Origin of the sequence: Variovorax sp. UMC13, from assembly GCF_014170375.1 — a bacterium.
In the GTDB taxonomy this organism is placed as follows: Bacteria; Pseudomonadota; Gammaproteobacteria; order Burkholderiales; family Burkholderiaceae_C; genus Variovorax.
On record NZ_LZZW01000007.1, the window covers coordinates 111,137 to 136,368 of the forward strand.

The 25,232-nt window shown below is 67.5% G+C and carries 24 protein-coding genes; 22 read left to right on the forward strand and 2 right to left on the reverse strand.

Annotated features, from left to right (window positions below):
• From frr to A9977_RS04165, 18 genes are all read left to right on the forward strand, one after another.
• Nucleotides 1-561: a ribosome recycling factor gene (gene frr / locus A9977_RS04080; RefSeq protein ID WP_183023603.1), complete on the forward strand. Its 561-nt coding sequence runs from the start codon at nt 1-3 to the stop codon at nt 559-561.
• The gene (uppS, locus tag A9977_RS04085; protein WP_183023604.1) at nt 561-1,295 is read left to right on the forward strand and encodes a polyprenyl diphosphate synthase; all 735 of its coding nucleotides are present in this window, start codon (nt 561-563) and stop codon (nt 1,293-1,295) included. Before frr ends, uppS begins: the two co-directional genes overlap by 1 nt.
• A complete protein-coding gene (locus A9977_RS04090; RefSeq protein WP_183023605.1) occupies nt 1,295-2,146 on the forward strand; it encodes a phosphatidate cytidylyltransferase in 852 nt (283 codons plus the stop codon). The genes uppS and A9977_RS04090 overlap by 1 nt, the downstream gene beginning before the upstream one ends.
• Nucleotides 2,146-3,327 (forward strand): 1-deoxy-D-xylulose-5-phosphate reductoisomerase, encoded by a 1,182-nt coding sequence (ispC, locus tag A9977_RS04095; RefSeq protein ID WP_183023606.1) that lies wholly within the window; start codon nt 2,146-2,148, stop codon nt 3,325-3,327. Before A9977_RS04090 ends, ispC begins: the two co-directional genes overlap by 1 nt.
• A gap of 36 nt (nt 3,328-3,363) precedes the next feature.
• Nucleotides 3,364-4,743: an RIP metalloprotease RseP gene (rseP, locus tag A9977_RS04100; RefSeq protein ID WP_183023607.1), complete on the forward strand. Its 1,380-nt coding sequence runs from the start codon at nt 3,364-3,366 to the stop codon at nt 4,741-4,743.
• A 39-nt stretch (nt 4,744-4,782) separates the two neighbouring features.
• Nucleotides 4,783-7,179, forward strand: a complete 2,397-nt coding sequence (gene bamA, locus A9977_RS04105; protein ID WP_183023608.1) for an outer membrane protein assembly factor BamA — start codon at nt 4,783-4,785, stop codon at nt 7,177-7,179.
• Nucleotides 7,179-7,724, forward strand: a complete 546-nt coding sequence (locus A9977_RS04110) for an OmpH family outer membrane protein (protein ID WP_183023609.1) — start codon at nt 7,179-7,181, stop codon at nt 7,722-7,724. Before bamA ends, A9977_RS04110 begins: the two co-directional genes overlap by 1 nt.
• 12 nt (nt 7,725-7,736) lie before the next feature.
• Nucleotides 7,737-8,714: a UDP-3-O-(3-hydroxymyristoyl)glucosamine N-acyltransferase gene (gene lpxD / locus A9977_RS04115; protein ID WP_183023610.1), complete on the forward strand. Its 978-nt coding sequence runs from the start codon at nt 7,737-7,739 to the stop codon at nt 8,712-8,714.
• 7 nt (nt 8,715-8,721) lie between these two features.
• Entirely contained in the window at nt 8,722-9,168 is a 447-nt protein-coding gene (gene fabZ, locus A9977_RS04120) for a 3-hydroxyacyl-ACP dehydratase FabZ (RefSeq protein WP_183023611.1), read from the forward strand.
• A 13-nt stretch (nt 9,169-9,181) separates the two neighbouring features.
• The gene (gene lpxA / locus A9977_RS04125; protein WP_183023612.1) at nt 9,182-9,970 is read left to right on the forward strand and encodes an acyl-ACP--UDP-N-acetylglucosamine O-acyltransferase; all 789 of its coding nucleotides are present in this window, start codon (nt 9,182-9,184) and stop codon (nt 9,968-9,970) included.
• Nucleotides 9,971-9,977: 7 nt separating this feature from the next.
• Nucleotides 9,978-11,132: a lipid-A-disaccharide synthase gene (gene lpxB, locus A9977_RS04130; protein WP_259651805.1), complete on the forward strand. Its 1,155-nt coding sequence runs from the start codon at nt 9,978-9,980 to the stop codon at nt 11,130-11,132.
• Nucleotides 11,104-11,775 (forward strand): ribonuclease HII, encoded by a 672-nt coding sequence (rnhB, locus tag A9977_RS04135; RefSeq protein WP_183023613.1) that lies wholly within the window; start codon nt 11,104-11,106, stop codon nt 11,773-11,775. Before lpxB ends, rnhB begins: the two co-directional genes overlap by 29 nt.
• Nucleotides 11,772-12,551 (forward strand): RNA methyltransferase, encoded by a 780-nt coding sequence (locus A9977_RS04140; RefSeq protein WP_183023614.1) that lies wholly within the window; start codon nt 11,772-11,774, stop codon nt 12,549-12,551. Before rnhB ends, A9977_RS04140 begins: the two co-directional genes overlap by 4 nt.
• 160 nt (nt 12,552-12,711) lie before the next feature.
• Nucleotides 12,712-13,896 carry a glutamine-hydrolyzing carbamoyl-phosphate synthase small subunit gene (gene carA, locus A9977_RS04145; protein ID WP_183023615.1) on the forward strand — a complete coding sequence of 395 codons (1,185 nt, stop codon included), beginning with the start codon at nt 12,712-12,714 and terminating at the stop codon, nt 13,894-13,896.
• Nucleotides 13,889-17,116: a carbamoyl-phosphate synthase large subunit gene (carB, locus tag A9977_RS04150; RefSeq protein ID WP_183023616.1), complete on the forward strand. Its 3,228-nt coding sequence runs from the start codon at nt 13,889-13,891 to the stop codon at nt 17,114-17,116. Before carA ends, carB begins: the two co-directional genes overlap by 8 nt.
• An 8-nt stretch (nt 17,117-17,124) precedes the next feature.
• Complete coding sequence (locus A9977_RS04155; RefSeq protein ID WP_183023617.1) at nt 17,125-17,994, forward strand: Kdo hydroxylase family protein; 870 nt, start codon at nt 17,125-17,127, stop codon at nt 17,992-17,994.
• A gap of 67 nt (nt 17,995-18,061) precedes the next feature.
• Nucleotides 18,062-18,538: a transcription elongation factor GreA gene (gene greA / locus A9977_RS04160; protein WP_183023618.1), complete on the forward strand. Its 477-nt coding sequence runs from the start codon at nt 18,062-18,064 to the stop codon at nt 18,536-18,538.
• A gap of 5 nt (nt 18,539-18,543) precedes the next feature.
• Nucleotides 18,544-18,960, forward strand: coding sequence for a DUF4149 domain-containing protein (locus A9977_RS04165; protein ID WP_183023619.1), 417 nt, complete (start codon nt 18,544-18,546; stop codon nt 18,958-18,960).
• Here A9977_RS04165 and A9977_RS04170 read toward each other — a convergent pair whose 3' ends face one another.
• Entirely contained in the window at nt 18,961-19,683 is a 723-nt protein-coding gene (locus A9977_RS04170; RefSeq protein ID WP_259651806.1) for a glycosyltransferase, read from the reverse strand.
• A 41-nt stretch (nt 19,684-19,724) separates the two neighbouring features.
• The gene (locus A9977_RS04175) at nt 19,725-20,204 is read right to left on the reverse strand and encodes a YhbY family RNA-binding protein (protein ID WP_183023621.1); all 480 of its coding nucleotides are present in this window, start codon (nt 20,202-20,204) and stop codon (nt 19,725-19,727) included.
• Nucleotides 20,205-20,223: 19 nt separating this feature from the next.
• Between A9977_RS04175 and A9977_RS04180 the strand changes: the two genes are divergently transcribed.
• The 4 genes from A9977_RS04180 (at nt 20,224) to glmM (ending at nt 25,232) form a co-directional block, all read left to right on the forward strand.
• Complete coding sequence (locus A9977_RS04180; protein WP_183023622.1) at nt 20,224-20,892, forward strand: RlmE family RNA methyltransferase; 669 nt, start codon at nt 20,224-20,226, stop codon at nt 20,890-20,892.
• Nucleotides 20,893-21,044: 152 nt separating this feature from the next.
• On the forward strand, nt 21,045-22,964 hold the full coding sequence (gene ftsH / locus A9977_RS04185) for an ATP-dependent zinc metalloprotease FtsH (protein WP_183023623.1): 1,920 nt from the start codon (nt 21,045-21,047) through the stop codon (nt 22,962-22,964).
• Between the two features lie 61 nt (nt 22,965-23,025).
• Nucleotides 23,026-23,904 (forward strand): dihydropteroate synthase, encoded by an 879-nt coding sequence (folP, locus tag A9977_RS04190; protein WP_183023624.1) that lies wholly within the window; start codon nt 23,026-23,028, stop codon nt 23,902-23,904.
• The gene (glmM, locus tag A9977_RS04195; RefSeq protein ID WP_183023625.1) at nt 23,901-25,232 is read left to right on the forward strand and encodes a phosphoglucosamine mutase; all 1,332 of its coding nucleotides are present in this window, start codon (nt 23,901-23,903) and stop codon (nt 25,230-25,232) included. The genes folP and glmM overlap by 4 nt, the downstream gene beginning before the upstream one ends.

Consider the following 25,232-nt stretch of genomic DNA (forward strand, 5'->3'; position numbering starts at 1 on the left):
ATGACCATTGCAGACATTCGCAGCGCAACCGACGCGAAGATGAACCAGTCGATCGCTGCGTTCCAGAACAACCTCACCAAGATCCGCACCGGCCGCGCCAACTCGGCCCTGCTCGATTCGATCCACGTCGACTACTACGGCTCGCAGGTGCCGCTGAGCCAGGTGGCGAACGTGTCGGTGCTCGATTCCCGCACCATCAGCGTCCAGCCCTGGGAAAAGGGCATGGGCGCCAAGATCGAGAAGGCCATCCGCGAGAGCGACCTGGGCCTGAACCCCGCCTCGATGGGCGACCTGATCCGCGTGCCGCTGCCCGCCATGAGCGAAGAGCGCCGCAAGGAAATGACCAAGCTGGTGCGCAACGAAGGCGAGAGCGCCAAGATCGCGACGCGCAACCTGCGCCGCGACGCGAACGAGTCGGTCAAGAAGCTGGTCAAGGACAAGCTGGCTTCCGAAGACGACCAGAAGCGCGCGGAAGCCGACATCCAGAAGGTCACCGACCGGCACATCGCCGAGATCGATCGGCTGATCGCGGCGAAGGAAGCCGAGATCATGGCGGTCTGATGAGCAGCAAGCCCACCGGGGTGCCGCACCACATTGCCATCGTGATGGATGGCAATGGCCGTTGGGCGACGCGACGCTTCCTGCCGCGCGTGGCGGGCCACAAGCAGGGCGTCGAGTCATTGCGGCGTTGCGTCAAGGCCTGTGTCGACCGCGGCGTGGGCGTGCTCACCGTCTTCGCCTTCTCCTCCGAGAACTGGAACCGTCCGGTCGAAGAGGTGACCGGCTTGATGGAGCTGATGGTCGGCGCGCTGGGCCGCGAGGTCCCCAAGCTGCGCGCCGATGGCGTGCAGCTGCATTTCGTGGGCGAACGCGGCGGCCTGTCCGAGAAGATGGTGGCCAGCCTGGTGCAGGCCGAGGCCTCGACGGCTCTCAACACCCGGATGGTGCTCAACATCTGCTTCAACTACGGCGGCCGCTGGGACATCGCGCGCGCCGCGGCCCAACTGGCGCTGCGCGGCGAACCCCTGACCGAGGCGAGCCTGGACCGCGCGATGGCGCTGGCCCACGTGCCCGACCCCGATCTGTTCATCCGCACCGGCGGCGAGCAGCGGCTGTCGAATTTCCTGCTCTGGCAGAGCGCCTACGCCGAGCTGTTCTTCAGCGACAAGCTGTGGCCCGAATTCGACGAGGCCGCGCTCGACGAGGCCATCGGCGTTTTCCAGACCCGCGAGCGCCGCTTCGGCAAGACCTCGGCCCAACTGAACGCAGGGCTGCACGAGCGGCAAACCGCCTGATGCTCAAGCAACGCATTCTCACGGCGCTGGTCCTGCTGGCCATCCTGCTGCCGGCGATGTTCTACCCGTCGCACGTGCCCTTCGCCTGCGTGATGCTGGTGATGATCGGCGCCGCGGCCTGGGAGTGGGGCCGTCTCAACGGCTACGGCCCGCGCACGTCGGTCTTCCTGGGCCTCGAGATGGTCCTGCTGTGCGCCCTGTCGTGGTGGCTGGGCCTGCTCGAGCAGCGCCTGCTGGGTGTCTGGCTGGTGGCGGGCGCGGCCTGGGTGCTGGGCGGCGCGGCGCTGCTCTACGGCGCGGTGCCGGGCTGGCCGCGCATCCCGCGTGCCGTGCGGCTGCTCGGCGGCCTGCTGGCCCTGTGGGTGGCCTGGCTCGCGGCGGTGCAGGCGCGCCTCTGGGGCATCAATTTCCTGCTGTCACTGCTGGTCCTGGTCTGGGTGGCGGACGTGTTCGCCTATTTCGCCGGCCGCGCCTTCGGGCTGCGCTTCACGCGCAACAAGCTGGCGCCCTCCATCAGCCCCGGCAAGAGCTGGGAAGGTGTGTGGGGCGGCATGATCGGCGTCCTGGTGCTGGCCCTGGCCTGGGTCTGGGCCGACGCATCGCTGCAGGCGACGGTGCCGAGCCTGTACAGCCGCCTCGCCGCGCACGGTGTCTGGATGCTGCTGCTGGGGGCGGTGTTCCTGGCCGCGATGAGCGTGGTCGGGGACCTGGTCGAGTCGCTGGTGAAGCGCAGCGCCGGCGCCAAGGACAGCAGCAACCTGCTGCCTGGTCATGGTGGCGTGCTCGATCGCATCGATGCGCTGCTGCCGACGCTGCCGATCGCCATGATGCTGGCGTCGCTGTGGTCCTGATGCGGCGCCAGCGCGTCACGGTGCTGGGCTCGACCGGGTCGGTCGGCGTGAGCACGCTCGATGTCATCGCGCGGCATCCTGAACAATTCGAGGTCTTCGCCCTGTCGGCGGCCACCAAGGTCGAGGACATGCTCGCGCAGTGCGCGCGCTTCCAGCCGCGCTTTGCGGTCATGGCGAGCCCCGCGCACGCCCGGCAGTTGGCCGATCGGCTGCAGGCCCAGGGCCTGAAGACCGAAGTGCTGATGGGTGCCGATGCGCTCGAGGTCATCGCTTCGCATGCCGAGGTCGACAGCGTGATGGCGGCCATCGTGGGCGCGGCGGGCCTGGGCCCGTGCCTCGCGGCGGCGCGGGCCGGCAAGCGGCTCATGCTCGCCAACAAGGAAGCGCTGGTCGTCGGCGGCGAGCTGTTCCTGCAGGCGGTGCGCGAGGGCGGTGCCCGGCTGCTGCCCGTGGACAGCGAGCATTCGGCGATTTTCCAGTCGCTGCCCGAAGACCCGGCCACCTGGCCGCGGCGCATCGAGAAGATCATCCTCACGGCCTCGGGCGGCCCGTTCCGCACTCGTGCGGCCGGCACGCTGCAGGACGTCACGCCCGAGCAGGCCTGCGCCCATCCCAACTGGAGCATGGGGCGCAAGATATCGGTCGACTCGGCCACCATGATGAACAAGGCGCTCGAGGTGATCGAGGCGCGCTACCTGTTCGACGTGACGCCCGAGCAGATCGAGGTGGTGATCCATCCGCAGAGCGTGATCCATTCGATGGTGCAGTTCACCGACGGCTCGGTGATCGCGCAGCTCGGCACGCCGGACATGCGGGTGCCGATCGCGGTCGGCCTGTCGTGGCCCGAGCGCATCGAGAGTGGCGCCGCCCGGCTGGACTTCCGGCAGATGGCGGCCATGACTTTCGAGGTGCCGGATGCGGCCCTGTTCCCGGGCCTGGCGCTGGCCTGGCATGCGCTGCGCGCGGTGCCCGGCACCACCGCCGTGCTGAACGCGGCCAATGAGATCGCGGTCGAGGCCTTTCTCGAGCGCCGCCTGCGCTTCGACCGCATTCATGCGGTCAACACGGAAACTTTGGCCGCGTTGCGGCCCTCGAAGCCTGCATCACTGGACGACCTGCTCGCGCTCGATGCCGAGGCCCGTTCGGTGGCCCAGGCAGCGGTGCGTCGCTTCGCCGGCTGACGCTTCCTTCTTGCCATTCCCTCAGGGAGTTCCTCGATGCTCACTGTTCTTGCCTTCATCGTTGCGCTCGGGGTGCTGATTGCCGTGCATGAGTACGGGCACTACCGCGTGGCCGTGGCCTGCGGCGTCAAGGTGCTGCGTTTCTCGGTCGGCTTCGGCCATTCGCTCTACCGCTGGAAGCCGCGCAAGCAGCGGCCGGGGCAGGACACGGAATTCGTCCTCGGCGCCTTTCCCCTGGGCGGCTACGTCAAGATGCTCGACGAGCGCGAAGGCCCGGTGCCCCCTGAAGAGCGGCACCTGGCCTTCAACACGCAGCCCCTGCGTTCGCGCGTGGCCATCGTGGCCGCCGGGCCGATCGCCAACCTGCTGCTGGCCGCGCTGCTCTACACCGCGGTCAACTGGATCGGGGTCCAGGAGCCCGAAGCCGTGCTGGGCCGGCCGGTGGCCGCCTCGCTGGCCGAACAGGCCGGATTGCGCGGTGGCGAGCGCATCGTGCGCGCGGGCTTCGCCGGCGCGTTGGAGCCGGTGCAGTCCTTCGAGGACCTGCGCTGGCGCATGACGCGCGGCGCCCTCGACGGCCGCGACCTCACGCTGGAGATCGCGGGGCAGGGCGCGCAAGCCGCCCGCACCGTGGTGCTGCCGCTCAGCCGCATCGAGGCCAAGGATGCCGATGCGCAGATGTTCCGCAAGATCGGCGTGATCTCTCCGCTGACGCGGCCCGAGATCGGCGAACTGGTGGCCGGCGGCGCCGGCGCCCGCGCGGGCCTGCAGCAGGGCGACCTGGTGCGCGCGGTGGGCGCCACCGCGGTGGTCGACGGCCAGCAGCTGCGCGAACTGATCCGGGCCTCGGTCGACGGCGGATCGCCGCGCACCCAGACCTGGCAACTGGTGCGCGGCGGCCGCGACATCAGCCTCGAGGTCACGCCCGAGGTGCGCGACGAAGGCCCGGCCAAGGTCGGCCGCATCGCGGCCTACGTGGGCGCGCCGCCGGCCATGCTGACCGTGCGTCAGGGTCCTGTCGATGGCGTCTGGCGTGGCGTGGTGCGGACCTGGGAGGTCTCGGCGCTCACGGTGCGCATGATGGGCAAGATGCTGATCGGCGAGGCCTCGCTCAAGAACCTCAGCGGCCCGCTCACGATCGCCGACTACGCGGGCAAATCCGCGAGCCTCGGCTTCACCCAGTACCTGGTGTTTCTCGCGCTGATCAGCGTGAGCCTGGGGGTGCTCAATCTGATGCCGCTGCCGGTCCTCGATGGCGGGCACCTGATGTATTATCTTTGGGAGGGCCTGACCGGTAAAAGCGTCTCCGATGCATGGATGGAACGGTTTCAGCGCGGCGGCGTCGCCCTGCTGCTGGTGATGATGTCCATCGCATTGTTCAACGACGTCAACCGACTCTTCGGGCTCTTTGGTTAACACTCCTTGCCGGCCCTTCATGCGCCGTCCACTTCATACATGAACAAAACAATCAGTCGCTTCCGTCTGCGTAGCGTGGCCGCGGTCATCGTCAGCACGCTCGCCGCCACCGCCGCCTGGGCCGTCGAGCCCTTCACGGTGCGCGACATCCGCGTGGAGGGGCTGCAACGCGTCGAGCCGGGGACCATCTTCGCCTCGATGCCGCTGCGCGTGGGCGACACCTACAGCGACGAACGCGGCTCGGCCACGATCCGCGCGCTGTTCGAGCTGGGCTTGTTCAAGGACGTGCGGCTCGACGTCAGCGGCAACGTGCTGGTGGTGATCGTGGAGGAGCGCCCGACCGTGGCCGACGTGGACTTCGTCGGCACCAAGGAATTCGACAAGGCGGCGCTGCAGAAGGCGCTGCGCGAAGTGGGCCTGGCCGACGGCCGCCCCTACGACAAGGCCCTGACCGACCGCGCCGAGCAGGAGCTCAAGCGCCAGTACGTGAGCCGTAGCCTCTACAACGCCGAGGTCGTGACGACCGTCACGCCGATCGAGCGCAACCGCGTGAACCTGACCTTCACCGTGACCGAAGGCGAGCCGGCGCGCATCCGCGAAGTGCGGGTGGTCGGCAACAAGGCCTTCAGCGAATCGACGCTGCTGAGCCTGTTCGACCAGGACAGCGGCGGCTACCTGAGCTGGTACACCAAGTCCAACCAGTACTCGCGCGCCAAGCTCAACGCCGACCTGGAGACCTTGCGCTCCTACTACCTCACGCGCGGCTACCTCGAGTTCCGCATCGATTCGACGCAGGTCGCGATCTCGCCCGACCGCTCGGACCTGACGGTGACGGTGAACGTGACCGAAGGCGAGAAGTTCGTGGTGGCCGGCGTGAAGCTCGACGGCAACTACCTCGGTCGCGAAGAGGAGTTCAAGTCGCTGGTGACCATCAAGCCGGGGCAGCCCTACAACGGCGAGCAGCTGACGGACACGACCAAGGCCTTCACCGACTACTTCGGCACCTTCGGCTACGCCTTCGCGCGCGTCGAGGCGCAGCCGGAGATCGACCGCACCAACAACCGCGTGACGTTGACCTTGAAGGCCGAGCCCTCGCGGCGCGTGTATGTGCGCCGCGTGAGCATCGGTGGCAACAACCGCACGCGCGACGAAGTGATCCGGCGCGAGTTCCGCCAGTACGAGGCGTCCTGGTACGACGGCGACAAGATCAAGCTGTCGCGCGACCGGGTCGACCGCCTGGGCTTCTTCACCGACGTGAACGTCGAGACACAGGAAGTGGCGGGCTCGCCCGACCAGGTCGACCTGACGGTCATCGTGGCGGAAAAGCCCACCGGTTCGCTGCAGCTGGGCGCCGGCTTCTCGAGCGCGGAAAAGGTGTCGTTCACCTTCGGCATCACGCAGGAGAACGTGTTCGGCTCGGGCAACTTCCTGGGCCTGCAGGTCAACACCAGCAAGTACTACCGCACGATCTCGGTGACCGCCACCGATCCGTACTTCACCAGCGACGGCATCTCGCGCACCTTCAGCCTGTTCCATCAGACGACGCGGCCGTACTACACGGTCGACGGCGACTACTCGCTGGTCAGCGAAGGCGGCAACATCAAGTTCGGCGTGCCGTTCAGCGAAGTCGACACCATCTTCTTCGGTGCCGGCCTGGAGCGCTTCAACTTCAAGCCGGGCTCGAACGTCGCCCAGTACACGCCGCAGGCCTACCGCGACTACTTCCAGTGCACCACCAACGCGGCCAACATCGTCAGCTGCGGCGAGGACAGCAAGTGGGGCCTGCCGCTGACCATCGGCTGGGCGCGCGACGACCGCGACAGCGCCCTGGTGCCGACCCGTGGTCGCCTGCAGCGCGCCAACGTGGAGTGGGGCGTGGGCGGCGACCTGAAGTACATCAAGTCGAGCTACCAGTACCAGCAGTACTTCCCGCTGAGCAAGCAGTACACGCTGGCGATCAACGGCGAAGTGGGCTACGGCAAGGCGGTGGGCGACAACGTCTACCCCATCTTCAAGAACTTCTACGCCGGTGGCCTGGGCTCCATCCGCGGCTTCGAGCAGAACTCGCTGGGTCCGCGTGACGGCATCACCCAGGCGGCGCTGGGCGGCACCAAGAAGGCGATCTTCAACGCCGAGCTGAGCACGCCGTTCCCTGGCGCCGGCAACGACCGCACGCTGCGCCTCTACGGCTTCTTCGACGCCGGCAACGTGTTCACCGAGCGCACCACGCAGAGCGATCTGCAATGGTCGTCGCAGAAGAAGCTGCGCGCCTCGGTGGGCCTGGGCATCAGCTGGATCTCGCCGCTGGGCCCCCTGCGCATCGCCTACGCGAAGCCCGTGCGTTCCCAGAAGGAGGACGACCTGTCCGACCCGCTGCATCCCATCTACAAGGATAGAATGCAGACCATCCAATTCCAGATCGGTACCGCTTTTTAATGAACCATTCGTACCGCGCAGCCGGCGCGCTCCTGCTTCCGTTGCTGGCCCTGTTTGCCGCACCTGCGCAAGCGCAGGTACAGGAAGGTTTTCGCATCGGTTTCGTGAACCCCGACCGCGTGCTGCGCGAAGCGCAGCCTGCCAAGGCCGCGCAAGCCAAGCTCGAGGCCGAATTCCTGAAGCGCGAGCGTGATCTCGGTGCCCAGGGCGAGGCCCTGAAGGCGGCTTCGGAGAAGTTCGAGCGCGAGGCGCCGACCCTGTCCGAAAGCCAACGCGCCACGCGCCAGCGGGCGCTGGTCGACCAGGACCGCGAATTTCAGCGCAAGCGCCGCGAATTCCAGGAAGACCTGAACGCTCGCAAGAACGAAGAGCTGCAACAGGTCTACGACCGGGCCAACCGCGTGGTGAAGCAGGTGGCGGAGGCGGAGAAATACGACGCCATCCTGCAGGAAGCCATCTACATCAACCCCAAGCACGACATCACCGAGAAGGTGATCAAGGCCCTGAACGCTGCTGCCACCGCGCCTGCCGCAGGCGCGAAGTAGGCCGCATCGCGCGTGGTGTTGCGGCTCGGAGCCATCGTCGGCGCCCTCGGGGGCGAACTCCAGGGTGAGCCCGAGCTGGCGATCGAGCGCCTCGCGCCACTGCAGAGTGCCGGGCCCGATGCGCTGAGCTTCCTGAGCCACCCCAAGTACCGCAAGGAACTGGCGGCCTCGCAGGCCGGTTGCGTCATCGTGTCACCCGCCATGCGGGAGGCCGCTGCGGCGCGCGGGGCCTTCATCGTCACCGACGATCCTTACCTCTACTTTGCCCGGCTGACCCAGTTGTGGAAGCGCTCGCATGCCGCGTTGGACGCGGCGCGCATCCATCCCAGCGCGGTCATCGATCCGCTGGCCGAGGTCGACCCCAGCGCGCAGATCGGCGCCTTCTGCGTGATCGAGCGCGGTGCGCGCATCGGTGCCCAGACGGTGCTCAAGTCAAGGGTGACCGTGAGCGAGGATTGCCGGATCGGCGCGCGTTGCCTCCTGCATCCGGGGGTGGTGATCGGTGCCGACGGCTTCGGTTTCGCGCCGCACCAGGGCGCCTGGATCAAGATCGAGCAGCTGGGCGCGGTGCGCATCGGCGACGACGTCGAGATCGGGGCCAACACCTGCATCGACCGCGGCGCGCTGGAAGACACGGTGATCGAAGACGGCGTGAAGCTCGACAACCTGATCCAGATCGGCCACAACGTGCGCATCGGCAAGCACACCGCGATGGCGGGCTGCGTCGGGGTGGCGGGCAGTGCCGTCATCGGCGCGCATTGCACCGTGGGCGGCGGCGCCATCGTGCTGGGACACCTGACGCTGGGCGATGGCGTGAACATCTCGGCGGCGACGCTGGTGACGCGCTCCATCCTCAAGCCGGGCCATTACACGGGTGTGTTTCCCATCGACGACAATGCCACCTGGGAAAAGAACGCCGCCACGTTGAAGCAGCTGCACGGCCTGCGGGACCGGCTCAAGGCGCTTGAGAAAAAAGAAATTGAACGATAGAACAAACATGACGACGCTCGACATCCACCAGATTCTCAAGCTCCTGCCGCACCGCTACCCCTTCCTGCTGGTGGACCGCGTGACGGCCATGGAGAAGGGCAAGCGCATCACGGCGCTCAAGAACGTGACGATGAACGAGCCCTTCTTCAACGGCCACTTCCCGCACCGTCCGGTGATGCCGGGTGTGCTGATGCTCGAAGCCATGGCGCAGGCCGCGGCGCTGCTGTCCTTCCATTCGCTGGACATCGTGCCCGACGACAACACGGTCTACTACTTCGCGGCCATCGACGGCGCGCGCTTCAAGCGGCCGGTGGAGCCGGGCGACCAGCTGACGCTGGAAGTCGAGATCGAACGCATGAAGGCCGGCATCTCGAAGTTCAAGGGCCGGGCGCTGGTGGGCAGCGAGCTTGCCTGCGAAGCCACGCTGATGTGCGCGATGCGCCAGATCAACTGAAATTCTGGCGGGCATGACGCAGGTTCATCCGACGGCCATCGTCGATCCGAAGGCCGAACTCGATCCCTCGGTATCGATCGGGCCCTTCACGGTGATCGGCCCGCATGTACGCATCGGCGCCGGTTCGAGCGTGGGTGCGCATTGCGTGATCGAAGGGCACACGACCATCGGCCGCGACAACCGCATCTTCCAGTTCGCTTCGCTCGGCGCGGTGCCGCAGGACAAGAAATACGACGGCGAGCCGACCGAACTGGTGATCGGCGACCGCAACACGATCCGCGAGTTCTGCACCTTCAACCTGGGCACGGCCCAGGACGTGGGCGTGACGCGCATCGGCGACGACAACTGGATCATGGCCTACGTGCACATCGCGCACGACTGCCAGCTGGGCAACCAGATCACCATGGCCAACAACGCCACGCTGGCGGGCCATGTGGTGATCGGCGACTGGGTCACGGTGGGCGGGCTCACCGGCATCCTGCAGCGCATGCGCATCGGCGCGCACGCCATGCTCGGCTTTGCCAGCCACATCGGAAAGGACATTCCTCCTTTCATGGTGGTGGACGGCAACCCGCTCGCGGTGCGTGGCGTGAACCTGGTGGGCCTGCGCCGCCGGGACTTCTCGGCCGAGCGCATCACCGCGATCCGCGAGATGCACAAGCTGATCTACCGGCAGGGCAAGACGCTGGACGAGGCGCGTTCCGCGCTTTCCGAGCTGGCGCTCCAGGTGCCCGGTGCCGCGGCCGACGTGGCGCTGATGGATGGCTTCCTCGGCAGCTCCGTCAGCGGCATCGCCCGCTGAGCCGCGCATGAGCGCAGACAACAAAGCGGCGCGACGCTTCGCGATGGTCGCCGGCGAGCCTTCGGGCGATCTGCTGGCCGGCCTGCTGATGGACGGCCTTCAGGCGCGCTGGCCCGCGGTCGAGACCGTCGGCATCGGCGGCCCGCAGATGCTGGCGCGCGGCTTCCAGAGCTGGTGGCCGCAGGAGAAGCTGGCCGTGCGCGGCTACATCGAGGTGCTGCGGCACTATGCCGAGATCGCCGGCATCCGGCGCCAGCTCAAGGCGCGCCTGCTGCGAGAGTGGCCGGGCCTGTTCATCGGCATCGATGCGCCCGATTTCAACCTCGACCTCGAGGCCGGACTGCGCGGGCGCGGCATCAAGACCGTGCACTTCGTCTGCCCCTCGATCTGGGCCTGGCGGCCCGACCGCATCGAGAAGATCCGCGCGGCCGCCGACCATGTGCTGTGCATCTTCCCCTTCGAGCCGGCGCTGCTGGCGGAGCAGGGCGTGGCGGCCAGCTATGTCGGCCATCCGCTGGCCAACGTGATCCCGATGCAGCCCGACCGGGCGGCGGCCCGCGCATCGCTCGGCCTCGACCCGGCGGCGCCGGTCGTGGCGCTGCTGCCCGGCAGCCGCCGCTCCGAGGTGCGCTACCTGGCCTCGCGCTTCTTCGAGGCTGCCGCGCTTATGGCCAAGGCGCGGCCCGAAGTCCAGTTCGTCTGCCCCGCGATCCCGGCGCTGCGCGCCGAGGTCGAGGCGGCGCTCAAGGCCAGCGGCATGGAAGGCCGCGTGACCCTGCTCAATGGCCAGTCGCACCCCGCGCTGGCGGCCTGCGACGCCACGCTGATCGCCAGCGGTACGGCCACGCTGGAAGCTGCGCTGTTCAAGCGCCCGATGGTGATCGCCTACAACATGAACCGGGTCTCCTGGCACCTCATGCACCGCCAGCAGCTGCAGCCCTGGGTGGGCCTGCCGAACATCCTTTGCGGCGAATTCGTCGTGCCCGAGCTGCTGCAGGATGCAGCGACGCCCGAGGCACTGGCCGCCGCCACCTTGCGCTGGCTGGAAGACCCGGCCAAAGTCGAGGCCCTGCAACAACGTTTCACCGCGCTGCACGCCGAGCTGCTGCGCGACACTCCGACACTCTGCGCCGATGCGATCGAGAAAGTTCTTGAAGGCTGAACAGGCCCCCCTGGTCTGGGATGCGCCCGGCCTGATGGCCGGCGTGGACGAGGCCGGCCGCGGGCCGCTGGCCGGCCCGGTCGTGGCCGCGGCCGTGATCCTCGACGATCGCCGCCCGATCCCCGGCCTGGCCGACTCCAAGACCCTGACCGCGCTGCAGCGCGAGCGCCTGCACGAGCAGATCCTGGCCCGGGCGCTGTGCTGCTCGGTGGCGCAGGCCAGCGTCGAGGAGATCGACACCTACAACATCCTGCAGGCCACCATGCTGGCGATGCGCCGCGCGGTCGAGGGCCTGCGGCTGAAGCCGGCCAAGGTGCTGGTCGACGGCAACCGCCTGCCCACGCTGGACGTGCTGGCCGAAGCCATCGTCAAGGGCGATGCGCGGGTCAAGGCCATCTCGGCGGCGTCGATCCTGGCCAAGGTGCACCGCGACCGGCTGTGCCGAGAACTCGACCTGGAATTTCCCCATTACGGCTTTGCCGGCCACAAGGGCTACGGCACGCGGGCCCATCTCGATGCCCTGCAGCTGCATGGCGCCTGCGTGCACCATCGGCGCTCCTTCGCGCCCGTTGCGGCGGCGTTCGAGCGCATGGCCGTGCAACAGATCGCAATCGTGGCCGGCCCGGATCGGATCGGCGCATGAGCCACGCGACACCCGAGCACATCAGCTCGCGCGACAACCCGCTGCTCAAAGAGCTGCGCAAGCTCGCGCAGGAGCCGGGCGCCTACCGCAAGCTGGGCAAGGTCTGGCTCGAGGGCGACCACCTTTGCCGCGCCGCCCGACAGCGCGGCGTGCGGCCGGCCATCGCGGTCTTCACCGAATCCTTCTGGCCGCAGGCGCAGTTCGAATGGACCGACGCCGCCGACCGCACGCTGGTCGTGGCCGATGCGCTGCTGGCGGGCGTGAGCGGCCTCGAGTCGCCCGCGCCCATGGGTTTCGTGATGCACCTGCCGATGCGCCCCGAACTGGTGGCCGATGCGCCGACCGTGGTGCTCGACCGGCTGCAGGATGCCGGCAACGTCGGCTCGGTGCTGCGCAGCGCTGCGGCCTTCGGCTTCAGCCAGATCGTGGCGCTCAAGGGCACGGCCGCGCTGTGGGCGCCCAAGGTGCTGCGCGCCGGCATGGGTGCGCACTTCGGCCTGCGATTGATCGAAGGTGTGGAGGCCGAACTGCTCGACGGGCTCGAGGTCCCGCTGGTGGCGACCAGTTCGCATCACGGCGACTGGTTGCATAAGGCGCAACTGCCGCATCCCTGCGCCTGGTTGCTGGGGCACGAGGGGCAGGGCGTCTCGGCGGCGCTCGAGGCGCGGGCCTCGCACCGCATCCGGATCGCCCAGCCGGGCGGGGAGGAGTCGCTGAATGTGGCGGCCGCCGCAGCGATTTGTCTGCATGCCAGCGCGGCTTTGTCCGGATTGTGACAGCGCGCCGGCTATAATCAGCGGCTTTCCCGCTCACACCCCGCCCACAGCGCACACAAGCTTACCCTTCGACGAAAGCCGCAGCCCGCCCCTTCATCGCATGTCATTGCATGTCGGGCACCTTGGGTTCGCTTTGGGCGTCATCCATCCGGAGAACCCAGTGCTTTTGTCTCTCAAGGGAGCTTTTCCTCCCGCCATCCTGGCGCTCGCAGACGGCACGGTCTTTCTCGGCAATTCGATCGGAGCCACCGGCTCCACAGCCGGCGAAGTGGTGTTCAACACCTCGATGACCGGCTACCAGGAAATCCTGACCGACCCCAGCTACTGCCAGCAGATCGTGACGCTCACGTATCCGCACATCGGCAACTACGGCGTCAACGAGGAAGACATCGAAGCCGACAAGGTCCATGCCGCTGGCCTGATCATCAAGGACCTGCCGCTCCTGGCCTCGAATTTCCGCCAGACCGAGACGCTCGACGCCTACCTGGTGCGCAGCAAGACGGTGGCCATCGCCAACATCGATACCCGCAAGCTCACGCGACACCTGCGCACGCACGGCGCGCAGAACGGCTGCATCGTGGGCCTGGCCGCTGGCGAAGCCGTCACGCAGGCGCACATCGACCAGGCCATTGCCGCCGCCAAGGGCGCGCCCAGCATGGCCGGCCTCGACCTGGCCAAGGTGGTGTCGGTCGCGCAGACCTACGAGTGGACCGAGACCGAGTGGAAGCTCGGCGCGGGCTACGGCGTGCAGATCACGCCCCGGTTCCATGTGGTCGCCTTCGATTACGGCGTGAAGAAGAACATCCTGCGCATGCTGGCCCAGCGCGGCGCGCGCATCACCGTGGTGCCCGCGCAGACGCCCGCGGCCGATGTGCTGAAGCTCAAGCCCGACGGCATCTTCCTGTCCAACGGCCCCGGCGACCCGGAGCCCTGCGACTACGCGATCGACGCCGTCAAGGAACTGATCGAGACCGGCATCCCGACCTTCGGCATCTGCCTGGGACACCAGATCATGGCGCTGGCCTCGGGTGCCAACACCTTCAAGATGAAGTTCGGCCACCACGGCGCGAACCATCCGGTGAAGGACCTGGACAACGGCCGCGTGAGCATCACCAGCCAGAACCACGGCTTCGCGGTCGACGAGAAGTCGCTGCCGGCCAACCTGCGGGCCACGCACATCAGCCTGTTCGACAACACGCTGCAGGGCCTGGCGCGCACCGACAAGCCGGCCTTCTGCTTCCAGGGACACCCCGAAGCCTCGCCCGGCCCGCACGACATCGGCTACCTGTTCGATCGCTTCACGGCATTGATGGAAAAGCACAAAGCAGGAAACAAGAATGCCTAAGCGCACAGATCTCAAGAGCATCCTCATCATCGGCGCCGGCCCGATCATCATCGGCCAGGCCTGCGAGTTCGACTACTCGGGCGTGCAAGCCTGCAAGGCGCTGCGCGAGGAGGGCTACAAGGTCATCCTGATCAACAGCAACCCCGCGACGATCATGACCGACCCGGCCACGGCCGACGTCACCTACATCGAGCCGATCACCTGGCAGACGGTCGAGAAGATCATCGCCAAGGAACGGCCCGACGCGATCCTGCCGACCATGGGCGGCCAGACGGCGCTCAACTGCGCGCTGGACCTGTGGCGCAACGGCGTGCTGGACAAGTACAAGGTCGAGCTGATCGGCGCCAAGCCCGAAGCCATCGACAAGGCCGAGGACCGGCTGAAGTTCAAGGACGCGATGACCAAGATCGGCCTGGGCTCGGCCCGCTCCGGCATCGCGCACTCGATGGACGAGGCCTGGGCGGTGCAGAAGACGCTGGGCTTCCCGACCGTGATCCGCCCGAGCTTCACGCTCGGCGGCACCGGCGGCGGCATCGCCTACAACCCCGACGAGTTCGAGACCATCTGCAAGCGCGGCCTGGAAGCCTCGCCGACCAACGAGCTGCTGATCGAAGAGTCGCTGCTGGGCTGGAAAGAGTACGAGATGGAAGTGGTGCGCGACACCGCTGACAACTGCATCATCGTCTGCTCGATCGAGAACCTGGACCCGATGGGCGTGCACACCGGCGACTCGATCACCGTGGCGCCCGCGCAGACCCTGTCCGACAAGGAATACCAGATCCTGCGCAATGCCTCGCTGGCCGTGCTGCGCGAGATCGGCGTCGACACCGGCGGCTCGAACGTGCAGTTCTCGATCAATCCCAAGGACGGCCGCATGGTCGTCATCGAGATGAACCCGCGCGTGTCGCGTTCCTCGGCGCTGGCCTCCAAGGCGACCGGTTTCCCGATCGCCAAGGTCGCGGCCAAGCTGGCCGTGGGCTACACGCTCGACGAGCTGCGCAACGAGATCACCGGCGGCGCCACGCCGGCATCCTTCGAGCCCTCGATCGACTACGTGGTCACCAAGATCCCGCGTTTCGCGTTCGAGAAATTCCCGCAGGCCGACTCGCGCCTCACGACGCAGATGAAGTCGGTGGGCGAGGTGATGGCCATGGGCCGCACCTTCCAGGAATCCTTCCAGAAGGCGCTGCGCGGCCTCGAAGTGGGCGTCGACGGCCTGAACGAGAAGACGCAGGACCGCGAAGTGCTCGAGAAGGAACTGGGCGAGCCCGGCCCCGAGCGCATCTGGTACGTGGGCGATGCCTTCGCCATGGGCCTCTCCGTGGACGAAGTGTTCGCACTGACCAAGATCGACCCGTGGTTCCTGGTGCAGATCGAAGAGATCGTGAAGATCGAACTCGAGCTGGAAACCAAGTCGCTGGACGACATCGACCGCGACACGTTGCTCGCGTTGAAGAAGAAGGGCTTTTCCGACCGCCGCCTCGCGCGCCAGCTGAAGACCACCGACACCGCGATCCGCGAGAAGCGCCGCGCCCTGGGCGTGCGTCCGGTCTACAAGCGCGTCGACACCTGCGCGGCCGAGTTCGCGACCAACACCGCCTACATGTACTCGACCTATGAAGACGAGTGCGAAGCCGACCCGACGGACAAGAAGAAGATCATGGTGCTCGGCGGCGGTCCCAACCGCATCGGCCAGGGCATCGAGTTCGACTACTGCTGCGTGCACGCCGCGCTCGCCATGCGCGAAGACGGCTACGAGACCATCATGGTCAACTGCAATCCCGAGACCGTGTCGACCGACTACGACACCTCCGACCGCCTGTACTTCGAGCCGCTGACGCTCGAAGACGTGCTCGAGATCGTCGACAAGGAAAAGCCGCTCGGCGTGATCGTGCAGTACGGCGGCCAGACGCCGTTGAAGCTCGCGCTCGACCTCGAGGCCAACGGTGTGCCGATCATCGGCACCTCGCCCGACATGATCGACGCGGCCGAAGACCGCGAGCGCTTCCAGAAGCTGCTGCACGAGCTGGGCCTGCGCCAGCCGCCGAACGCCACCGCGCGCACCGAGCCCGAAGCGCTCGAGAAGGCCGCGGCCCTGGGCTACCCGCTGGTGGTGCGTCCGAGCTATGTGCTGGGCGGCCGCGCGATGGAAATCGTGCACGAGCAGCGCGACCTCGAGCGCTACATGCGCGAAGCGGTCAAGGTGAGCAACGACTCGCCGGTGCTGCTCGACCGCTTCCTGAACGACGCGGTGGAATGCGACGTCGACTGCATCCGCGACGCCGAAGGCGGCACGCTGATCGGCGGCGTGATGGAACACATCGAACAGGCCGGCGTGCACTCGGGCGACTCCGCCTGCTCGCTGCCGCCCTACAGCCTCAACGCCGACACCATCGCCGAACTCAAGCGCCAGAGCGCCGCGATGGCCAAGGCGCTGAACGTGGTCGGCCTGATGAACGTGCAGTTCGCGATCCAGCAGAAGGACGGCCAGGACGTCATCTACGTGCTCGAAGTGAACCCGCGCGCATCCCGCACCGTGCCCTACGTGAGCAAGGCCACCGGCATCCAGCTGGCCAAGGTGGCGGCGCGCTGCATGGCCGGCCAGTCGCTGGCCTCGCAGGGCATCACGAAGGAAGTCACGCCGCCGTACTTCAGCGTCAAGGAAGCGGTGTTCCCCTTCGTCAAGTTCCCGGGCGTGGACACCATCCTCGGCCCCGAGATGAAGTCGACCGGCGAAGTCATGGGCGTGGGCAAGACCTTCGGCGAAGCCTTCGTCAAGTCGCAGCTGGGCGCCGGCACGCTGCTGCCGAAGTCGGGCAAGGTCTTCATCTCGGTGAAGAACAACGACAAGGCGCGTGCCGTGGAAGTGGCGCGCGGCCTGGTCAAGCTGGGCTTCGAGCTGACGGCCACCAAGGGCACGGCTGCCGCGATCGGTGCCGCCGGCATCGCCTGCGCGACCGTCAACAAGGTGACCGAGGGCCGTCCGCACATCGTGGACATGATCAAGAACAACGAGATCGCCCTGGTCATCAACACGGTCGAAGAGCGCCGCAACGCGATCACCGACTCGCGCCAGATCCGCACCTCGGCGCTGCTGGCCCGCGTGACCACCTTCACCACGATCTTCGGCGCCGAAGCCGCGGTCGAAGGCATGCAGCACATGGACGAACTCGGTGTGATCTCGGTGCAGGAGATGCACGCGCAGCTGGCGCAGGCCTGAGGCCGGACATGGACGCGCAGCTCGTCGAACTCGACCTGGCCGACTGGGCCGCGGCCACGCCCAATGCGGCGTGGATCGCGGCCCTGGAAGCCGGCAAGGTGCTGTACTTCCCCCGGCTGGGCTTCGAGCTTCTGCCGGAGGAACGCAGCCTGCTGACGCCCAGCCTGCTGGCGCCCAAGGTGCGCAACATCAGCCTCGACGCCGACGGCCGCCTCAAGGGCGCGGCGGGCGACGAGGCGGTGCAGCGCGCCGCGGCGGCGATGGTGGGGCGCTTCCGCGCCCAGGCGCAGCAGCTGATCCACGGCCTGCTGCCGCACTACACGCCAGCGCTTCGGCTCGCACCCACCAGCTACCGGCCGGCACAGGTCGAGACGCGCGTGCAGTCCTGGCGCGCCGACGACAAGCGCATGCACGTCGATGCCTTCCCCTCGCGGCCCAACTACGGCGAGCGCATCCTGCGGGTGTTCACCAACGCCAACCCCGAGGGCCTGCCGCGCGTCTGGCGCGTGGGCGAGCCCTTCGAGACCGTCGCGCAGCGCTTCCTGCCGCGCGCCAAGCCCTATTCGGCCTGGCAGGCGAGGCTGCTGCGCGCGCTGCGCGTGACCAAGTCGCTGCGCAGCGAGTACGACCACCTGATGCTGCAGCTGCACGACGGCATGAAGGCCGACCTCGACTACCAGAAGAACGCGCCCCAGCAGACCGTGCCTTTCCCGGCCGGCTCGGTCTGGGTCTGCTTCTCCGACCAGACCTCGCATGCCGTGATGTCGGGCCAGTACATGCTCGAACAGACGCTGCATCTGCCCGCGGCGAGGCAATACAATCCCGAGGCAAGCCCGCTCGCGATCCTGAGCCGGCTGACCGGACGAACCCTCGTCTGATCCTCTCTCCCCACATGCATCGCCGAACGGCAGCGTTCGGCGTTTTCGCTTTCTGGAGCAACAGAACATGAGCACCATTCCCGTCACCAAGCGCGGCGCCGAAAAACTGCGCGAAGAACTCCATCGCCTCAAGACGGTCGACCGTCCCTGGGTGATCAACGCCATCTCCGAGGCGCGTGCCCAGGGCGACCTGAGCGAGAACGCCGAGTACGAAGTGGCCAAGGACCGCCAGGGCTTCATCGAAGGCCGGATCCAGGAGATCGAAGGCAAGCTCTCGGCTGCGCAGATCATCGACCCGACCGAGCTCGACGCCGGCGGCAAGGTGGTGTTCGGTGCCACCGTGGAGCTCGAGGAAGAGAGCACGGGCGAAGCCGTCAAGTACCAGATCGTCGGCGAGGACGAGGCCGACCTGAAGCTGGGCCTGATCAACATCTCCAGCCCGATCGCGCGCGCGCTGATCGGCAAGGAGGAGGGCGACACCGCCGAGGTGCAGGCGCCCGGCGGGCTCAAGCACTACGAGATCGTCGCGATCAGCTACGTCTGAGCGCCGTGAAGGACCGTGTCGCGCTGCTGCTGGCCGCCTTCTGGTGGGGCAGCCTGAGCACCGTGGGCTTCCTGGTGGTGCCGATGCTGTTCGCCAGGCTGGGCAACCCTGCGGTGGCCGGCAACTTCGCCGGCCAGCTGTTCGCGGCGCAGAGCTGGATCGCGATCGCCTGCGGCCTGGTCCTGCTGATGTACCTGCGCCAGAAGGCCGACCAGGGCTTCGACGACAACACCCGCTTCGCCATCGGCCTGGTGCTGGCCGCGCTGCTGCTGGCGCTGCTGCAGCAGTACGCGGTGGCGCCGCGCATCATGGCGCGCGACAACCTCAAGCTGTGGCACCCGGTGGGCAGCGCCATGTACCTGGCGCAGTGGGCCTGCACCGGCGTGCTGCTGTGGCGCATGGGGCGCCGCAGCGGGGGCTGATCAGGCGCTGGTCCAGTAGCGGGCGATCCAGCGCGCCGGCCGGATGAAGCGGAAGGCGCGGTTGCGCCGGCCCGCCAGCGCATCCGGCGGGTTGCATTCGCCGTGGAACACCACGATGCGCGCACCCTCGGGCACGAAGGGCTCCTGCCAGTAGTTGGTCGGCCAGGTCGGGATGCCGTGGTACTTGAAGCTCGGGCACCAGGCGTCGGGCCAGTACTGCAGCCGGCCCTGGGCGTGCATGAAATCCGACAGGTAGGCCTGCTCGTTGCGGAATTTGGCCTGCACCGCGTCCATGTTGGCGCGGAAGTACGCCAGCACGTCGGCATGCGCACCCAGCTCGAAGCGGTACACCGACGAATTGCCGGTGATGCGCTCGGTGCGCCAGGGCCGCGCGTAGTCGTGGATGATCAGGAACTCGCCTGGCAGCTCGAAGAAGGCGTCGAGGCTGCCGACCACCACCACGTCGAGGTCGAGGAAGAGGGCGGTGCCGCGCAGGCCGTGCAGGTCGGCCTCGAAGGTGGTGAGCTTCTTCCAGGCCCGGTCCGGCTGGCCCGCGGGCACCTCCAGGTCGAGCGGCGGGATCGGCAGGCACTGCACCTCGCTGCGGATGCCCTGGCCGTCGTCGGTCAGGCAGACGAAATTGAAGTCGCCGCTGAGGTTGCGGCGCACCATCGCGTAGAGCCGGTTGACGTACTCGGGGCCGTATTTCGTGCCCCACTTCATGCAGAGGATATGGCGCCGGGCGCCTTGCACCGCCGCCAAGTTCAGTCTGCCTGGTTGCGCTTCTTGGCCGACAGCGGACGCGGCGGTTTGGCACGCTTGATGGTGCCGCCGGGCGTCAGGCGCTGGTTGCCCAGCACGCGCAGGGTCTTGATCTCGGGCCGCTGGCCGCCGCGCTTGCTGTACTTGAGCACCTTGACGTCACGCGGGCCGGGCATGCGGTCTTCGTCGATGACGCGTTCCTTCTCGACCTTGGGGCGCCACAGCACCAGCAGCTTGCCGATGTGCTGGATCGGCGCGGCGTCGAGTTCGTCGGCCAGCTGGGCCAGCATGGCTTCGCGGGCCGCGCGGTCGTCGGAGAAGACGCGGATCTTGATCAGGCCGTGGGCCTTGAGGGCGGCTTCGGCTTCCTTCGTGACAGCCGGGGTGAGCCCGTCGCCACCGATCATGACGATCGGATCGAGGTGGTGGGCATCGGCGCGATGCACCTTGCGTTGCGCAGGGGTAAGTTGAATGGCTGTCATGCCCGTATTATCGAGGCGAATGAAAGTCAAGACGAAAAGCAACAAGGTCAACAAGGCGTGGTTGAACGATCACGTGAACGACACGTACGTCAAGTTGGCCACCCGTGAGGGTTACCGCGCACGCGCGGCCTACAAGCTCAAGGAGATCGACGAGACGCTGGGACTGATCCGTCCCGGCCATCTGGTGGTCGACCTGGGCTCGACGCCGGGGGCCTGGAGCCAGTACGTGCGGCGTCGGCTTTCGCCCAGCGGCGCCGCCTCCGGCACGCTGGACGGCACCATCATCGCGCTCGACATCCTGCCGATGGAGCCGATCGAGGGCGTGACCTTCCTGCAGGGCGATTTCCGCGAGGATGAGGTGCTGGCCAGGCTGGAAGCCGCGCTGGCGGGCCGCAAGGCCGACGTGGTCGTGTCGGACATGGCGCCGAATCTCTCGGGCATCGCCTCGGCCGACGCGGCCCGGATCTCGCACCTGGTGGAGCTGGCGATCGACTTCTCGCGCCAGCACATGAAGCCCGAAGGGGCGCTGGTCGCCAAGCTCTTTCACGGCGGCGGCTACGCCGAGCTGACCCAGCTGTTCAAGGCGAACTTCAAGACCGTGAAGCCGATCAAGCCCAAGGCTTCGCGCGACAAATCCTCCGAAACCTTCATGGTCGGCATCGGCCTGAAGGCCGTCGACACGAATTGATACCTGCGCAGGGGCGCAAAACCGTGCCCCGGCTGTGGCTGCTTGCGGGAAATCACGGTGTTTCACGGCTTGAAAAGCCTAAAATGGTCATCAATTGCGTGACCTGGGCGAAGTTTCATTTCGCTGTCACGCGCTTTTGACTGGAGCTTCGTTTGAACAATCAGTGGTTTTCCAAAGTTGCCGTCTGGCTTGTCATCGCGATGGTGTTGTTCACTGTGTTCAAGCAGTTCGACACCCGCGGTGCCGCCGGCGCCGGCAGCGTCGGTTATTCGGACTTCCTCGAAGAGGTCCGCGGTAACCGCATCAAGAGTGCCACCATCCAGGAAGGCCAGGGCGGCGGAAGCGAGATCGTGGCGATCACCAACGACGATCGCCGCATCCGCACCACCGCCACCTACCTCGACCGTGGCCTGATCGGCGACCTGATCGCCAACAACGTCAAGTTCGACGTCAAGCCGCGCGAAGAGGGCTCGCTCCTCATGACGCTGCTGGTCAGTTGGGGGCCGATGCTGCTGCTGATCGGCGTGTGGGTCTACTTCATGCGACAGATGCAGGGCGGCGGCAAGGGCGGGGCCTTCAGCTTCGGCAAGAGCAAGGCCCGCATGCTGGACGAGAACACCAACAACGTGACCTTCGCCGACGTGGCGGGTTGCGACGAGGCCAAGGAAGAAGTCAAGGAGGTCGTCGACTTCCTGAAGGACCCGGGCCGCTTCCAGAAGCTCGGCGGCCGCATCCCGCGCGGCCTGCTGCTGGTCGGCCCTCCGGGCACCGGCAAGACGCTGCTGGCCAAGTCGATCGCCGGCGAAGCCAAGGTGCCTTTCTTCTCGATCTCGGGTTCCGACTTCGTCGAGATGTTCGTCGGCGTGGGCGCGGCCCGTGTGCGCGACATGTTCGAGAACGCCAAGAAGAACGCCCCCTGCATCATCTTCATCGATGAAATCGACGCGGTGGGCCGCCAGCGCGGCGCCGGCCTCGGCGGCGGCAACGACGAACGCGAACAGACCTTGAACCAGATGCTGGTCGAGATGGACGGCTTCGAAACCAACCTCGGCGTGATCGTCGTGGCAGCCACCAACCGCCCGGACATCCTGGACGCCGCGCTGCTGCGCCCGGGCCGTTTCGACCGCCAGGTCTACGTCACGCTGCCGGACATCCGCGGCCGCGAGCAGATCCTGGGCGTGCACATGCGCAAGGTCCCGCTGGGCCAGGACGTCAACGCGAGCATCATCGCGCGCGGCACGCCCGGCATGTCGGGCGCCGACCTGGCCAACCTGTGCAACGAGGCCGCGCTGATGGCCGCGCGCCGCAATGCGCGCGTGGTCGAGATGCAGGACTTCGAGAAGGCCAAGGACAAGATCTTCATGGGTCCCGAGCGCAAGAGCATGGTCATGCCCGAGGAAGAGCGCCGCAACACGGCCTACCACGAGTCCGGCCACGCCCTGATCGGCAAGCTGCTGCCCAAGTGCGACCCGGTGCACAAGGTCACGATCATCCCGCGCGGCCGCGCCCTGGGCGTGACCATGAGCCTGCCGGCGCAGGATCGCTACAGCTACGACCGCGAGTACATGCTCAACCAGATCAGCATGCTGTTCGGCGGCCGCATCGCCGAGGAAGTGTTCATGCACCAGATGACCACCGGCGCCAGCAACGACTTCGAGCGCGCGACCTCGATCGCCCGCGACATGGTCACGCGCTACGGCATGACCGATGCGCTGGGCCCGATGGTCTACGCCGAGAACGAAGGCGAAGTGTTCCTGGGTCGCTCGGTCACCAAGACGACCAACATGAGCGAACAGACCATGGAAAAGGTCGACGGCGAAGTGCGTCGCATCATCGACGAGCAGTACGCGCTGGCGCGCAGCCTGATCGAGGAGAACAGCGACAAGATGCACGCCATGGCCAAGGCCCTGCTCGAGTGGGAAACCATCGACTCGGAACAGCTCGACGACATCATGGCCGGCCGCGAACCGCGTCCGCCCAAGGACTGGACGCCGCGCATCCCGCCGTCGAACAACGGCGGCAGCGGCGGCACGCCGGCGGTCGCGACCGATCCGGCGCCCACCGCGGCCTGAGCATGGCGCAGTGCAGATCGACGGGGCCTTTGGCCCCGTTTTTTCGTCCTGGGGCCAGCGCATGACCACAGCTCCTTCGAACTGGCGCACCACGCGCTTCCTGGTCGACTTGTCGCGACCGCGCGTGATGGGCATCGTCAACGTCACACCCGATTCCTTCTCCGACGGCGGTGCCCATGCCTCGACCCAGGCCGCGCTGCGGCACTGCGAGGCCCTGGTGGCGCAAGGCGCCGACATGCTCGACATCGGCGGCGAGTCGACCCGGCCGGGCAGCCCGGCGGTGCCGCTGGATCAGGAGCTCGAGCGCGTGCTGCCGGTGGTGCGCGAGGCGGTGCGCCTGGGCGTGCCGATTTCGGTAGACACCTCCAAGGCCGGGGTGATGCGCGCCGTGCTCGACTTGGGCGCGGACATCGTCAACGACATCTGGGCGCTGCGGCAACCTGATGCGCTGGCAGCGGTGGCGCAGCACCCGTCGTGCGGCATCTGCCTGATGCACATGCACCGCGATCCGCAGACCATGCAGGCCCAGCCCATGGAGGGCGATGTGGTGCCCCAGGTGCGCGCGTTCCTTGCGGCCCACGCACAGGCCCTGCGCGACCTGCGCGTGGACCCCTCACGCATCGTGCTCGACCCCGGCATCGGTTTCGGCAAGACCGTGAGGCAGAATTTCGCCCTGCTGGCGCGGCAGCGCGCGCTGCTGGACCTGGGTTACCCGCTGCTGGCCGGCTGGTCGCGCAAGTCCTCGCTCGGCACCGTGACCGGCATCGAGCACGCAGGCGAGCGCATGGTGCCGAGCGTGGCCGCAGCCCTGCTGGCGGCCGAGCGCGGCGCTGTCATCCTGCGCGTGCACGATGTGCGCGACACCGTCGCGGCGCTGGCCGTGCGGCAGGCGGAGCAGGACGCCCAGACACAAGATCACCAAGACAAGACGACACCATGACACGACAGTATTTCGGCACCGACGGCATTCGCGGCACGGTCGGCCAGGCCCCCATCACTCCCGACTTCGTGCTGCGCCTCGCGCATGCCGTGGGCCGGGTGCTCAAGAAGACCCAGAAGCGCCCGGTGGTGCTGATCGGCAAGGACACGCGGATCTCGGGCTACATGCTCGAATCGGCGCTCGAATCGGGCTTCAACTCGGCCGGCGTCGACGTGGTGCTGCTCGGTCCGCTGCCGACGCCCGGCGTGGCCTACCTCACGCGGGCGCAGCGCGCCAGCCTGGGGGTGGTGATCAGCGCCAGCCACAACGCCTTCGCCGACAACGGCATCAAGTTCTTCAGCGCGCAGGGCACCAAGCTCGACGATGCCTGGGAACTGGCGGTCGAGGCCGCGCTGGAGGAGGCCCCGGTGTGGGCCGATTCGGCCAACCTCGGCCGGGCCCGCCGCCTCGACGACGCCTCGGGCCGCTACATCGAGTTCTGCAAGAGCACCTTCGCCAACGACCTCACGCTGCGCGACATGAAGCTGGTGGTCGACGCCGCGCACGGCGCGGCCTACCAGGTGGCGCCCAACGTGTTCCACGAGCTGGGCGCGGAGGTCAGCACCATCGGCGTCTCGCCCGACGGACTCAACATCAACAAGAACGTCGGCGCGACGCATCCCGAGGCGCTGGTGGCCGCCGTCACGGCGCAGCAGGCCGACTACGGCATCGCGCTCGACGGCGACGCCGACCGGCTGCAGCTGGTGGACGCCAGCGGCCGCTTGTTCAACGGCGACGAACTGCTCTATCTGATGGTGCGCGAGCGCATCGAGCGCGGCGAGAAGCCGGTGGGCGTGGTGGGCACGCTGATGACCAACAAGGCGGTGGAGATCGCGCTGCGCAAGCTGGGCATCGAGTTCGTGCGCGCCAAGGTCGGCGACCGCTACGTGCTCGAGGAGCTCGAGAAGCGCGGCTGGCTGCTGGGCGGCGAGAGCTCGGGCCATCTGCTCGCGCTCGACCGCCACACCACCGGCGACGGCATCGTGAGCGCGCTGCAGGTGCTGCAGGCCTGCCAGCGCAGCGGCAAGACGGTGGCCGAGCTGCTGTCCGACGTGGTGCTGTTCCCCCAGACCATGATCAACGTGCGGCTCCGGCCCGGCCAGGACTGGAAGGGCAATGCCGCGCTGGCCGCCGAGACGCGGCGCACCGAAGCCGAGCTGGGCGATGCGGGCCGGGTGCTGATCCGGGCCAGCGGCACCGAGCCGCTGGTGCGCGTGATGGTGGAGGCGCGCGACCGCGAGCAGGCCGACGCCTTCGCGCGGCGCATGGCGGCCACGCTCGAGGACTGA

Excerpts from the sequence above, each read along its gene's own strand:
- frr (WP_183023603.1), top strand. The coding sequence starts at position 1 with ATGACCATTGCAGACATTCGCAGCGCAACCGACGCGAAGATGAACCAG.
- uppS (WP_183023604.1), top strand. The coding sequence starts at position 561 with ATGAGCAGCAAGCCCACCGGGGTGCCGCACCACATTGCCATCGTGATG.
- A9977_RS04090 (WP_183023605.1), top strand. The coding sequence starts at position 1,295 with ATGCTCAAGCAACGCATTCTCACGGCGCTGGTCCTGCTGGCCATCCTG.
- ispC (WP_183023606.1), top strand. The coding sequence starts at position 2,146 with ATGCGGCGCCAGCGCGTCACGGTGCTGGGCTCGACCGGGTCGGTCGGC.
- rseP (WP_183023607.1), top strand. The coding sequence starts at position 3,364 with ATGCTCACTGTTCTTGCCTTCATCGTTGCGCTCGGGGTGCTGATTGCC.
- bamA (WP_183023608.1), top strand. The coding sequence starts at position 4,783 with ATGAACAAAACAATCAGTCGCTTCCGTCTGCGTAGCGTGGCCGCGGTC.
- A9977_RS04110 (WP_183023609.1), top strand. The coding sequence starts at position 7,179 with ATGAACCATTCGTACCGCGCAGCCGGCGCGCTCCTGCTTCCGTTGCTG.
- fabZ (WP_183023611.1), top strand. The coding sequence starts at position 8,722 with ATGACGACGCTCGACATCCACCAGATTCTCAAGCTCCTGCCGCACCGC.
- lpxA (WP_183023612.1), top strand. The coding sequence starts at position 9,182 with ATGACGCAGGTTCATCCGACGGCCATCGTCGATCCGAAGGCCGAACTC.
- lpxB (WP_259651805.1), top strand. The coding sequence starts at position 9,978 with ATGAGCGCAGACAACAAAGCGGCGCGACGCTTCGCGATGGTCGCCGGC.
- rnhB (WP_183023613.1), top strand. The coding sequence starts at position 11,104 with ATGCGATCGAGAAAGTTCTTGAAGGCTGAACAGGCCCCCCTGGTCTGG.
- A9977_RS04140 (WP_183023614.1), top strand. The coding sequence starts at position 11,772 with ATGAGCCACGCGACACCCGAGCACATCAGCTCGCGCGACAACCCGCTG.
- carB (WP_183023616.1), top strand. The coding sequence starts at position 13,889 with ATGCCTAAGCGCACAGATCTCAAGAGCATCCTCATCATCGGCGCCGGC.
- A9977_RS04155 (WP_183023617.1), top strand. The coding sequence starts at position 17,125 with ATGGACGCGCAGCTCGTCGAACTCGACCTGGCCGACTGGGCCGCGGCC.
- greA (WP_183023618.1), top strand. The coding sequence starts at position 18,062 with ATGAGCACCATTCCCGTCACCAAGCGCGGCGCCGAAAAACTGCGCGAA.
- A9977_RS04170 (WP_259651806.1), bottom strand. The coding sequence starts at position 19,683 with ATGAAGTGGGGCACGAAATACGGCCCCGAGTACGTCAACCGGCTCTAC.
- A9977_RS04175 (WP_183023621.1), bottom strand. The coding sequence starts at position 20,204 with ATGACAGCCATTCAACTTACCCCTGCGCAACGCAAGGTGCATCGCGCC.
- A9977_RS04180 (WP_183023622.1), top strand. The coding sequence starts at position 20,224 with ATGAAAGTCAAGACGAAAAGCAACAAGGTCAACAAGGCGTGGTTGAAC.
- folP (WP_183023624.1), top strand. The coding sequence starts at position 23,026 with ATGACCACAGCTCCTTCGAACTGGCGCACCACGCGCTTCCTGGTCGAC.
- glmM (WP_183023625.1), top strand. The coding sequence starts at position 23,901 with ATGACACGACAGTATTTCGGCACCGACGGCATTCGCGGCACGGTCGGC.